General features: G+C 69.2%; 8 protein-coding genes and 1 riboswitch. Of the genes, 3 read left to right on the top strand and 5 right to left on the bottom strand.

Annotated features, from left to right (window positions below):
- Positions 1–25 precede the first annotated feature (25 nt).
- From IP93_RS09720 to thiC, 5 genes are all read right to left on the bottom strand, one after another.
- A complete protein-coding gene (locus tag IP93_RS09720) occupies positions 26–934 on the bottom strand; it encodes a helix-turn-helix domain-containing protein (RefSeq protein ID WP_144815122.1) in 909 nt (302 codons plus the stop codon).
- A 141-nt stretch (positions 935–1,075) separates the two neighbouring features.
- Positions 1,076–2,647: a PD40 domain-containing protein gene (locus tag IP93_RS09715; RefSeq protein ID WP_144815048.1), complete on the bottom strand. Its 1,572-nt coding sequence runs from the start codon at positions 2,645–2,647 to the stop codon at positions 1,076–1,078.
- The gene (locus tag IP93_RS09710; RefSeq protein WP_158636320.1) at positions 2,647–3,429 is read right to left on the bottom strand and encodes a winged helix-turn-helix domain-containing protein; all 783 of its coding nucleotides are present in this window, start codon (positions 3,427–3,429) and stop codon (positions 2,647–2,649) included. The genes IP93_RS09715 and IP93_RS09710 overlap by 1 nt, the downstream gene beginning before the upstream one ends.
- A 78-nt stretch (positions 3,430–3,507) precedes the next feature.
- On the bottom strand, positions 3,508–4,194 hold the full coding sequence (locus tag IP93_RS09705; RefSeq protein ID WP_144815042.1) for an ion channel: 687 nt from the start codon (positions 4,192–4,194) through the stop codon (positions 3,508–3,510).
- Positions 4,195–4,250: 56 nt separating this feature from the next.
- The gene (gene thiC / locus IP93_RS09700; RefSeq protein WP_144815040.1) at positions 4,251–6,128 is read right to left on the bottom strand and encodes a phosphomethylpyrimidine synthase ThiC; all 1,878 of its coding nucleotides are present in this window, start codon (positions 6,126–6,128) and stop codon (positions 4,251–4,253) included.
- Between the two features lie 78 nt (positions 6,129–6,206).
- Positions 6,207–6,313, bottom strand: a riboswitch (TPP riboswitch).
- Positions 6,314–6,643: 330 nt separating this feature from the next.
- Between thiC and thrA the strand changes: the two genes are divergently transcribed.
- From thrA to thrC, 3 genes are read left to right on the top strand one after another with little or no spacing between them, the layout of a single operon-like run.
- Positions 6,644–9,169, top strand: coding sequence for a bifunctional aspartate kinase/homoserine dehydrogenase I (gene thrA, locus IP93_RS09695; protein ID WP_144815038.1), 2,526 nt, complete (start codon positions 6,644–6,646; stop codon positions 9,167–9,169).
- Positions 9,166–10,107: a homoserine kinase gene (locus tag IP93_RS09690; protein WP_144815035.1), complete on the top strand. Its 942-nt coding sequence runs from the start codon at positions 9,166–9,168 to the stop codon at positions 10,105–10,107. Before thrA ends, IP93_RS09690 begins: the two co-directional genes overlap by 4 nt.
- A complete protein-coding gene (gene thrC / locus IP93_RS09685) occupies positions 10,104–11,435 on the top strand; it encodes a threonine synthase (RefSeq protein ID WP_144815033.1) in 1,332 nt (443 codons plus the stop codon). The genes IP93_RS09690 and thrC overlap by 4 nt, the downstream gene beginning before the upstream one ends.
- The last annotated feature ends 254 nt before the right edge of the window (positions 11,436–11,689 follow it).

Genomic DNA, 11,689 nt, shown 5'->3' with positions numbered 1-11,689 from the left:
GGGCGCGTTAAGGCGCTCTGCAAAATTACGTCCCGGTGCGCAATGCCGCTTTGCCGGCACCGCCGGGAGACTTTGCCGATCCTGTCGATGAGGCCTCGGTGCGGTAACCGCTGGCCGACATGCCATAGCGCGCGCGGAAGGCACGGGCGAAGCTGCAGCAGTTGTCGAAGCCGCTGGCGGCTGCGATTTCGCCGATCATCAAGCTGGTGGTCTCCAGCAGGTCGGCGGCGCGCTCCAGCCGCATGCGTGCCGCGGCAGCCTGCGGGCTTTCGCCGTAGACCGCCTGGAATGTCTTGGAGAAGTACCAGCTGGAGAAGCTGGTCAACTCGGCCAGTTCTCCGATGCGTACCACGCGGTCGGCGTTTCCCTCCAGGTACAGGCGCGCGCGCTGCAGGCGGCTGAACACCTGGCGTTTGCGGCTGCGCGAGCGACCCGGGCAATACGCGACGCGGGCGGCGAAGTCACGCTGCAGGCTGGCCAGGTGCAGCAGCAACGGACGCAATACCTGGATCGCCACGCCCTCACCGGCCTCGGTCCGGCGCGCCGCCTGGTGCCACAGGTGCAGCAGCGCCCGGGATTCGCGCAGGTCCAGCCGTCCACGGCCGGCGTACAGGCCCAGGTCAGCGAACTGGCCCAGCGCCTTGAGCACGTCCACACCCAGGGTCAGGCCCAGGCACAGGCCATCGCGGTCGGTCTGGATGGTGGGTCGGGATTCGCGTTCCAGGGCTACCCAGTCGCCGCGCCGGAGGCGGAACTTGCCCTCCTTGGCCTCCACCCAGGCACTGCCGCGGATCTGGACCCAGATCGAGAAGCTGGGGCCCGAGAGCTGCACGCTGCCCAGTCGCGAAGCCCCGGCGAACAGCGCGGGAACTTCGTTGTCTGAACGCCCCAGCTGGACCTGCTGCCCCCGGTCCGCCCACTGCACGTGCTCCATGTCGCCACCCATCGTTTGCCAAGATTGGCCGATGGGTTTGCCTGACGCGGACTGCGACTGCAGGAAATCGGACGAAGGAATCTGCGAAATCCAGCCGAAATCCGCCACGAAGAACTTACGAAACAATAAATTCTTTTGAAATCAATTGCCTGAAGAGGCTGCTTTGCGTGGCGTGAGCGACGCCCCCAACCGTATCAGACCGATGTCGGTGCCGTCATACGCCGCCATCGACACGTAGACGACCTCTGCGCGCGGGTCCGAGCTGAATCCAACGACCGAGGACAGGAGGCTGGGATGCAGGCAGTACTCCGAGGCTGCCGTGGCGCTCTCACCCAGGCGGCGAAGGCGGCTACGGCACCCAACGGCCTGATCGAGGTATTCGATGGCACCGTCGGCGGCCACACTCCAGTTACGATAGAGCCACCGCCGCGGCACGCCGTCCACGACCTTGCGTACGGATATCGGGGCCAGCCCCAGGTCCGCCGACCACAGGCCGTCGCCGGAGAAGCGCGTGAAAAGCACTCGCCGCCGCCTGACGTCGACCTTGGCCTGCGCCACGTCCGGCAGGTAGGCCAGTTGCCGCCACGGCAGGTGCGTGCGGTCGAAAAGGTACAGCCCGATACGACCGTCTTCGCCGCTTGCGCCGACGAGGATACGGCCCGCATCAGGCAGGTACAGTCCCTGGTTGGGATCCGCCAGCGGTACAGGCAGCCGCTCGACCTGGCCACTGGCGGCCACGACCTCGAACAGGCCGTGGCGGCCCTGGTGGTCAATGCCGATGCTGAGTAGTCGCTGGCTATCCGGCGACCACTCGGGCATGCGCTGGGCATCAGGATGGAGACCATCGATCAGGCGCAGACTCTCGGGACGCTCCACATCACCCCACCACAGATGGAAGTGGCCCGAGCGGTCGGAGGCGAAAACGAGTTGGCGGCCATCGGGGGCGATGGAAGGGTGGGTATCGCGTCCCGTGGACGCGAAAAGCGTCTCCGCGCCCCACGCTTTGGAGCGACTGGACTCGCGCGGGCCGATCCGATAGATATCGAACCCCGGCCGGCGCCTGACAAACGCCATCGTCGGGCTGTGCGCCGCTATATTCGGCGATTGTGCGTCCTCGACGCTGAACTTCTGGATCTGCCTGGAGCCAAGGTCGAGCCGGAAGAGGCGTGTCCCCGCATCGAGGCGCCGACTGAACACCAGCCCGCTGCCATCGGGCAGCCAATCCCAACCCCGCATTTCGCTGCTATGGAATGTGAGCTGTTCGGCCCGCCCGCCTGCGGCCGGCACCCGCCACAGATCGCCAAATTGCGGGTTGCGCACGAAGGCGATCCACTCACCATCCGGGGAATACCGCGGCTCGGTGTCGAGGTATCGACCATCAAAGCCATACTCCAGTGCACGCCACCGGCCGCTGGCGATGTCCAGGATGCGGATCCCGGTCGTGCCGCCGTTGTCCGACATGCTGCCGAACACCAGCCCGCGGCCATCCGGCGTCCAGTCGAATCCCAGGTCGTCAAGTCCATTGCAGGCACCCACCTGGCGTTCGCCACCGCCATTGGCGGCCGCAATGAGGATCTGGCACTCATTGCCGCCATCGCGCCGCGAAAATGCAATGGAACGACCATCCGGGGACCAGGCGGGCAGTCGATCAGACACGCCTGAGGGCGGCAGGCTGAGGGGCTTGGGCACGGCTTGCCCGGTGGTCTGCACCATCACCACCGTGCCAAGCCGGTTGGCAGGGTTGCGGTGTAGGCCACCATGGCGCCATCGGGCGAGAGCGTCGGTGACAGCTCGTATCCCGGCGAAGAAGTGATAAACAGCACCGGTGGTTCCGGGTTCTGGGGCAAGACTCCCGGCGCTGCGGTACGAACATCACGCCCTTCTCGCAGCCAGCCGATCAGGGCCATGCCGCCGAGCAACAGCAGGACCGCCGCTACGAGCCACGGCAGCGCCCGACGCCACGGCGCCGGCTTGCGCGTCAGGGGGGCAGACCTGGGCGCGACCACCGTGTCCGCCATCGCTGACGCGTCGGCGACCGGAGGGGCCTCGGGGCCAGCGTCATCCGCCTGTGGCCCCGAGTTCGCCGCCAGTGGCAACCGCCCGTGCTGTCCAGGGGGCGCAGCCAGCGGATCGAAAGGGGGCTGCGCCCCCTCGACCGTGGCCAACAAGCGGTAACCCGACTTGGCGATGGTCTCGATGTAGCGCGTGCTGCCGCGCTTCTCGGCGAACGCCTTGCGAAGCTGGGTGACGGCCTGGGTCAGCACGTCGTCCGTCGGCAGGGTATCGGGCCACACGCGGGCGATCAGCGCATCACGCGACACCACGCGGCCTGCGTTCTCCACCAGCACGAGCAGCACCGCCATCGCCTTGGGAGTGATACGCACAGGGCGCCGCGCACCGGGCGCACTGATCTCGCGCAACGGGATGTCGACGGTGCACTCGCCTATGCGAATACCGTCAGGAACGATGGGCGGCTGGTCGGCGGACTGGGACATGCGAACATTCCAATTCTCCGGATGGCGTGTGACGCCGTCATGTGCCGAACGGCAATGTCCGTTGCCCTCCATTCAGGTTCAAGGGACTCGCCGTTCCGCCGCCACGGTCAACCCGATCAACCGCGACACCACGACCGCGAGGTAACCCACGCCGCAGATCTGCTCAAGCACCACCAGCACGCGTGCCGCAGGATGGATGGGCAACACGTCGCCCAAACCGGTCGCGGACAGATTGGTGGCGCTGAGGAACAGCAACTCCATCCACGTGCGGGGGCGCTCTGGCTCCACCACGCCGGTGAAGGCGTCAGGATAGATCGACTGGCACGCGACGAAGGCGTACGCGAATGCCCACATCAGCAGGGTGAAGGTGGCGCCGGCGGCGAAAAGCTCGTCGGAGGTGACCCGATGGTCGCTGAGCATGTACCCCGTCAAGCTGGCCGCTGCGTAGAAGTACAGCGACGCCTCGAGGAGCGTGGCGACCAGCCCCACGCCACTGCCCGGCGAGAGCACGGCGATGACCGACAGCAGCACCGCAGGAACGGCGATGATCCATGCGACCGATTTCACCGCCGGGCTGCGCATCACCACCCACACCGCCAGCGCGGCGATCACCACGCCGAACGCGCCGAACAGCACGCGTCCGGTGTCGCCCTCCAGCAGCGGATAGGTCACCAGGCTGGCCAGCTGCGCCGCCAGCAGGAACGCCGACGGGTGCCGCCGCGCGATCACCCGCCAACGCCGATAACGAAGATCCTGCGTGCCCATGGCGCGAGTGTGCCCTACCCGTCCCGGCCGCGCACGGGGCGACGGGCACGTCGGACTCAGGCCTTGTGGTAGACCTCCGCACCCTGCGCGCGGAACTCCTCGGACATGGCCTCCATGCCCGCTTCCAGCGCCCTGGCGTCGTCCAGCCCGTGTTCGGCGGCGAAGTCGCGCACGTCCTGCGTGATCTTCATGCTGCAGAAGTGCGGGCCGCACATCGAGCAGAAGTGCGCGGACTTGTGCGCTTCCTTGGGCAGGGTCTCGTCGTGGTACTCGCGGGCGCGCTCGGGGTCGAGGCCGAGGTTGAACTGGTCCTCCCAGCGGAACTCGAAGCGCGCCTTGCTCATCGCATTGTCGCGCGCCTGCGCGCCGGGGTGGCCCTTGGCCAGGTCGGCGGCGTGGGCGGCGATCTTGTACGCCATCAGGCCTTCGCGCACGTCGTGCTTGTTGGGCAGGCCCAGGTGCTCCTTGGGCGTGACGTAGCAGAGCATGGCGGTGCCGAACCAGCCGATCATCGCCGCGCCGATGGCGCTGGTGATGTGGTCGTAGCCCGGCGCGATGTCGGTGGTCAGCGGGCCGAGCGTGTAGAACGGCGCTTCGCCGCACTCGCGCAGCTGCTTGTCCATGTTTTCCTTGATCAGCTGCATCGGCACGTGGCCGGGGCCTTCGATCATGGTCTGCACGTCGTGCTTCCACGCGATCCGGGTCAGCTCGCCCAGCGTCTCCAGCTCGCCGAACTGCGCGGCGTCGTTGGCATCGGCGATACTGCCCGGACGCAGGCCGTCGCCCAGCGAGAAGGCCATGTCGTAGGCCTTCATGATCTCGCAGATCTCTTCGAAATGCGTGTACAGGAAGTTTTCCTTGTGGTGGGCCAGGCACCACTTGGCCATGATCGAGCCGCCGCGGCTGACGATGCCGGTGACGCGCCTGGCGGTCAGCGGCACGTAGCGCAGCAGCACGCCGGCGTGGATGGTGAAGTAGTCCACGCCCTGCTCGGCCTGTTCGATCAGGGTGTCGCGGAAGATCTCCCAGTTGAGCTCCTCGGCCTTGCCGTCGACCTTCTCCAGCGCCTGGTAGATCGGCACGGTGCCGATCGGCACCGGCGAGTTGCGGATGATCCACTCGCGCGTCTCGTGGATGTGCTTGCCGGTGGACAGGTCCATGACCGTATCGGCGCCCCAGCGGATCGACCACACCAGCTTCTCCACCTCCTCGGCGATGCCCGAGGACACGGCGGAGTTGCCGATGTTGGCGTTGACCTTGGTTAGGAAGTTGCGGCCGATGATCATCGGCTCGCTTTCCGGATGGTTGATGTTGTTGGGGATGATGGCGCGGCCACGCGCGACTTCATCGCGCACGAATTCGGGGGTGATCAACTGCTGGATCGCGGCACCGAACGGCTCGCCGGCGTGCTGGCGCAGCAGGTGCGCCTCGCGGATCGCCTCGATGCGCTGGTTTTCGCGGATGGCGATGTACTCCATCTCCGGGGTGACGATGCCGCGGCGCGCGTAATGCATCTGGGTCACGTTGGCACCGGCGAGTGCGCGGCGCGGGGCCGGGCGGTGGCGGAAGCGCACGGCGTCCAGCTTGGGGTCGGCTTCGCGGCGACGACCGAACTCGGAGCTCAGACCGGCCAGTTGTTCGGTGTCGCCGCGCTCGGCGATCCAGGCCGCACGCAGCGCGGGCAGGCCGCGCGCCAGGTCGATGTCGGCGTTGCTGTCAGTGTATGGACCGGAGCAGTCGTACACCGCCAGCGGGGCGTTGTCCTCACCGCCAAACAGGGTCGGCGTCTTCGCCAGCGCGATCTCGCGCATCGGCACCCGGAGGTCGGGGCGGGAGCCTTCGACATGGATCTTGCGCGAGCCCGGGATCGGGCGGGTGACGTCGGCCGAAAGCTGTTCGGCCTGCTGCTGCAGCTGGGAGGGCACCGCGTTCATCGTGTTGTTCCGCTTCTGGAGGGAGCCGCTGGGGGCGGCGGAGCGACGGGGTCGCGTCAAAGCGGCGGCGCGGGACGGCGGGCGTCCGGCGAAGCTTCCCTACGGCGGTCTCAACCGCATCAGGTTCGAAGGGTGTGTCTCAACCGGCGCGCCCAGGGCGTGGGCCGGTACCCCCGCTTCAGGGTGCATTTGACCATGGGCGGACCGCGGGGGCCAGTCCAGCCGGGGCCGGGTGCCCGCTCCGTTACCCAAGTAACTGTTGACACTCCCGGAAGCGGCGTGGTCCCCTGCCGTCATGACGCATTGCAGCATCATCGCCACGCAGCTTGACCGCCGGCCCCCTGGCTTGGCGGACACGGGCGTGCCTGCGTCGACGATTACCATTACCACCACCGGTACCACCATTCCCATGGTGCGGACGGGCGTGTCCAGCTGAACCAGAACCACGCCGCTCCGCACCGACCCCGGTGCGGAACGCGCACCGGATCGAGGCGGGGCTCAACAGGAGCCTTCGCATGTCCCTCAACGACCTTTCCCCCAACACCGAGGACGCGGCCTTGTCCGCACCGCCCGCGCAGCTCTGCCACGCGCACAAGTTCGGCGGCAGCAGCGTGGCCAGCGCCGCGCACTACCGGCACGTCGCACGGCTCCTGGCCGAAGACGCCGCGCCGGCCCAGGTGGTCGTGGTGTCGGCCATGCGAGGCACCACCGATGCGCTGATCGCGCTGGCGCAGGCCGCCGCCGATGGCCAGGGTTGGCGCGACGCATGGGGGGCACTGGCCGACCGCCACCTCGCCGCCGCCCGTGAACTGGATCCGGAGGATGCCGCCGGCACGCAGGCCTGGCTGGAGGACTCGCTCGGCGCGCTGCGCCGGCAGCTCGAAGCGCTGGCCGACGCCGGCCCGTTGCCGGCCGAAGACGCGGCAGCGGTTGCGGGGCTTGGCGAGGTGTGGTCGGCACGGCTGCTGCAGACCGCTCTCGGGAATGAGGCGAACGGGTGGGCGCGGCTGGATGCGCGCGAGGTGCTGGTGGTACACCCAGGTGAGCTCGGCGCCGGCGTCGACTGGGCGCGCTCGCGCGAGCGGCTGGCGGCGTGGCGGCAGATCCACCCGCAGACGCGCGTGGTCGTCACCGGCTTCATCGCGCGCGACACCGCTGGCCGCGTCACCACCCTCGGGCGCAATGGCAGTGACTACTCCGGGACGATTTTCGCGGTGCTGTTCGACGCCAGCGAACTGACCATCTGGACCGATGTCGATGGCGTGCTGTCCGCCGATCCGCGCATGGTTCCGGATGCGGTCTGCCTGTCCTCCATGTCCTACGCCGAAGCCTGCGAACTGGCCTACTTCGGCGCAAAGGTGCTGCATCCGCAGACCATGGCCCCGGCGATGCAGCGCGGGTTGCCGCTGCGCATCCGCAACACGCTCAACCCCGCCGCACCGGGCACGCTGATCACCGCGCAGTCGCAGCCGGCCGCATCGCCGGTCAAGGGCCTGACCATGGTCGATGACCTCGCCGTGCTGGAGCTGAGCGGCGCCGGCATGATCGGCGTGCCGGGCACCGCCGAGCGCATGTTCTCCGCGCTGCACCGCGCGGGCGTGTCGGTGGCGATGATCTCGCAGGGCTCGTCGGAGCATTCGATCTGCTGCGTGGTGCGCGCGGCGCAGGCTGACGCGGGGCGCGCGGCGGTGGAGGCGGCGTTCGCCGAGGCGATGGCCGATGGCCTGGTGGAAGGTGTGCGCGTGACGCCGGACATCGCGGTGCTGGCGGCGGTGGGCGATGGCATGGTCGGCACCCCGGGCGTGGCGGCACGGCTGCTCGCGGGCCTGGCGCAGGCCCGGGTCAACATCCGCGCCATAGCCCAGGGCGCCAGCGAGCGCAACATCTCGGTGGCGATAGCACGCGCCGACGCGCAACGCGGCCTGCGCGCGGTGCACGCCGCGTTCTGGCTGTCGCCGGCCACGTTGTCGGTGGGGTTGATCGGGCCGGGCAACGTCGGTCGCGCGCTGCTGGAGCAGTTCGCCGATGCGCTGCCGCGCTTTGCCCACGAACAGCGTCCGGAGCGCCAGCTCGACCTGCGCCTGCGCGCGGTCGCCGACAGCAAGCGGATGCTACTGGCCGCGCGGCAACTGGACCCTGCCACCGCTGCCGATGGCCTGACCGAAGGCGAGGTCCTCGACCTCGACCGCTTCGTCGCCCATGTGCGTGCCGACCACCTGCCGCACGCGATGATCGTGGACTGCAGCGGCAGCAACGCCATCGCCGAGCGTTACCCCGAATGGCTGGCCGCCGGCATCCACGTGGTCACGCCCAACAAGCAGGCCGGCAGCGGGCCGCTGGCGCGCTACCAGGCGATCCTCGCCGCCACCCGCAGCGGCGGCCAGTTCCGCTACGAGGCCACGGTCGGTGCTGGCCTACCGGTGATCCAGACGCTGCGCTCACTGATCGATACCGGCGACGAGCTGACCGAGGTTGAAGGCGTGTTGTCGGGGACGCTGGCGTGGCTGTTCAACCGCTTCGACGGCTCGCAACCGTTCTCCGAGCTGGTACGCGAGGCCCACCGGCTGGGCTACACCGAGCCCGACCCGCGCGATGACCTGTCGGGCACCGACGTGGCGCGCAAGCTGGTGATCCTGGCGCGCGAGACCGGTCGGACATTGTCGCTGCAGGACGTGGAGGTGGAGAGCTTGGTGCCCGAGGCCCTGCGCGGTGTGTCCCGTGACGAGTTCTTTGCCCGCCTGGGCGAGATGGACGCGCCGATGCAGGCGCGTTTCGCCGACGCGCAACAGCGCGGGCTCGGCTTACGGTACCTTGCGCAACTGGATCGCGACGGCAAGGCGCGCGTGCGTCTGGTCACGCCGGAGGCGACGCACGCCAGCCTGCACAGCCAGCTGACCGACAACCTGATCCAGTTCCGCACCCGCCGCTATGCCGCCAACCCGCTGGTGGTGCAGGGGCCGGGCGCGGGACGCGACGTTACCGCCGCCGGCGTGTTCGGCGACATCCTGTCCATCGCGCAGACGCTGGGAGCACGCGCATGAGTTCTGGCATTACCGAAGCCCGTGCGTTCGCGCCGGCCAGCGTCGGCAACATCGGCGTGGGGTTCGACCTGCTTGGTCATTCCATCGACGGCCCCCGCGATGTCGCCACCGTGCGCCGCATCGACGCGCCGGAGGTGCGCATCGCGGCGATCCGCGGCGAGGTCGAGGGCGTGGCCGGCATTCCGCTGGAGGCGGCGCGCAATACCGCCGGCCAGGCGCTGATGGCGCTGCGCGCGGCGCTGGACCTGCCGTTCGGGCTGGAACTGGAGCTGGACAAGGGCATTCCGCTCGGTTCGGGCCTCGGCGGTTCTGCGGCCTCGTGCGTGGCCGCGCTGGTGGCGGCCAATGCGCTGCTGGACACGCCGCTGTCGCGCGAGGCGCTGTACGCCTTCGCGCTGGACGGCGAGGCGGTCGCCAGCGGCAGCCGCCACGGCGACAACGTCGCGCCGATGCTGCTCGGCGGCGTGGTGCTGGCCACGGCATCGCGCATGGTCGCGCTGGAGGCGCCGGACTGGCTGCACGCGGTGGTGGTGCACCCGGACCAGATGCTGGAGACGCGGCGCGCGCGCGCGGTGCTGGCCGAGCCGTACCCGCTGTCGCAGGTGGTCGCGCACAGCGCCTGCCTGGCGCTGTTCCTCACCGGACTGCAACGCGGCGATGCGGCGCTGATCGGTGAGGGACTGAAGGACCTGTTGGTGGAGCCGCGCCGCGCGCCGCTGATCCCGGGATTTGCGCAAGTGAAGCGGGCCGCAATGGACCATGGCGCACTCGGCGCGAGCATTTCCGGCGCGGGGCCCAGTGTCTTTGCCTGGTTCGCGTCGAAGGCGGCGGCCGAGGCTGCGGCGGTGTCGATGCGCACCGCGTTTGCCGAAGCCGGGTTTGGCTCGCGTGCGTACGTGTCGCCGGTGCGCGGCCCTCGCGCGGAGGTGCTGGCATGAGCGCTGCACCCGGGACCGCCGCTGTCCCCTTGTTTGTCAGCACGCGCGGCAATACGCCCGCGGTGACCATAGACACCGCGCTGGTCGCGGGCCTGGCGCCGGATGGCGGCCTGTATGTGCCCGCACAGTTGCCGCAGCGGCAGTGGGACATTGATGCACTCGCCACGGCCTCGCTGGCGGAGGTCGGCGCGCAGGTGCTGACCCCGTTCTTCGCCGGTTCGCGCCTGCAGGACGCGCTGGGTGCGATCTGCGCCCATGCCTACCAGCCGCCCGCGCCGCTGCGTCCGCTGCGTGACGAGGGTGACCATCTGCTGGAGCTGTTCCACGGCCCCACGGCCGCGTTCAAGGATTTCGCCGCGCGCTTCCTGGCCGAGGCCTTGTCGCGGCTGCGCGCGCCCGGTGCGCCGCCAACCACCATTGTGGTGGCGACCTCCGGCGATACCGGCGCCGCCGTGGCCTCGGCCTTCCACCGCCGCCCGGGGTTTTCGGTCGCCATCCTGTATCCCGACGGCCGGGTGTCGCCGCGGCAGGCGCACGGGCTGGAATGCTGGGGCGACAACGTGCAGGCGTTTCGCGTGGCCGGCACGTTCGACGACTGCCAGCGGCTGGCCAAGCAGGCGTTGGCCGACGACGCCTTCCGCCGCGAGGTGCCGCTGGGCTCGGCCAACAGCATCAGCCTGGGGCGGCTGCTGCCGCAGGTGGCGTACTACGCGCAGGCGGCCTGCCGCTTCGCTTCGACGCACGGCCAGCCACTGAACTTCATCATCCCCACCGGCAACCTCGGCAACGCCGCCGCCGCGCACGTGGCCCGACTGATGGGCCTGCCGGTGGGCGCGATCCACCTGGCGACCAATGCCAATGACGTGCTCGCACGTTACTTCCACGGCGAGGCCTATGCGCCGCAGCCTACCCGCGCCACGCTGGCCAACGCGATGGACGTGGGCGCGCCCAGCAATTTCGAGCGCCTGCATCACTGGCACCCCGACGACGCGGACCTGCGCGCACGCTTCGCCGCAACGTCGGTGGATGACGCCACCATCCGCGAGGTGATCCGCCACGCGCCGGAGCGCCACGGCGTGGTGCCCTGCCCGCACACCGCCACCGGCCTGCACGTGCTGGAGCGGTTGCGTGCTGCCGGCGACACCCGGCCATGGGCGGTGGTGGCCACCGCACACCCGGCCAAGTTCGAAGGCATCGTCGAGCCGCTGGTCGGGCATGCGGTCGAGTTGCCGCCCGCGCTGGCCGAATCCCTGGCACACCCTGCGTCGGCGCTCGAACTTGCGGTGGATTACAACGCACTGCAATCGGCACTGCGCGCGATGCACTGAGGCATCAGTTGCCGCAGAAACGGTTCTGCGGCGCAGTTCCGGGGCAACATCGCGCTTGCGAAAACCGCTTGGCTATCGACATTGGTCGAAAAAGTCCGCAGTTTCCACGGTAACTGTTGACACCCCGGCCGAGCGCGTGGTTTTCTCGGCTCCATGACGCAGCGCAACAACCACCCGCAGACCCTCTCGATCGCGCCGACCGGCGCGACGGTCGCGGATGGACTGGCGCTGACGGCCCTCGTACTCGTACTTAT

The sequence above is a fragment of the Aerolutibacter ruishenii genome, from assembly GCF_007830115.1.
Lineage (GTDB): Bacteria > Pseudomonadota > Gammaproteobacteria > Xanthomonadales > Xanthomonadaceae > Aerolutibacter > Aerolutibacter ruishenii.
The sequence above is the reverse complement of the archived record's forward strand: the minus strand, read 5'-3'. Positions and strand labels throughout refer to the sequence as shown.

What these genes read in the sequence shown, in the direction of transcription:
- thiC (WP_144815040.1), bottom strand. Translation starts at nt 6,128, where the DNA reads ATGAACGCGGTGCCCTCCCAGCTGCAGCAGCAGGCCGAACAGCTTTCG.
- IP93_RS09710 (WP_158636320.1), bottom strand. Translation starts at nt 3,429, where the DNA reads ATGTCCCAGTCCGCCGACCAGCCGCCCATCGTTCCTGACGGTATTCGC.
- IP93_RS09705 (WP_144815042.1), bottom strand. Translation starts at nt 4,194, where the DNA reads ATGGGCACGCAGGATCTTCGTTATCGGCGTTGGCGGGTGATCGCGCGG.
- IP93_RS09690 (WP_144815035.1), top strand. Translation starts at nt 9,166, where the DNA reads ATGAGTTCTGGCATTACCGAAGCCCGTGCGTTCGCGCCGGCCAGCGTC.
- thrC (WP_144815033.1), top strand. Translation starts at nt 10,104, where the DNA reads ATGAGCGCTGCACCCGGGACCGCCGCTGTCCCCTTGTTTGTCAGCACG.
- IP93_RS09715 (WP_144815048.1), bottom strand. Translation starts at nt 2,647, where the DNA reads ATGGTGCAGACCACCGGGCAAGCCGTGCCCAAGCCCCTCAGCCTGCCG.
- IP93_RS09720 (WP_144815122.1), bottom strand. Translation starts at nt 934, where the DNA reads ATGGAGCACGTGCAGTGGGCGGACCGGGGGCAGCAGGTCCAGCTGGGG.
- thrA (WP_144815038.1), top strand. Translation starts at nt 6,644, where the DNA reads ATGTCCCTCAACGACCTTTCCCCCAACACCGAGGACGCGGCCTTGTCC.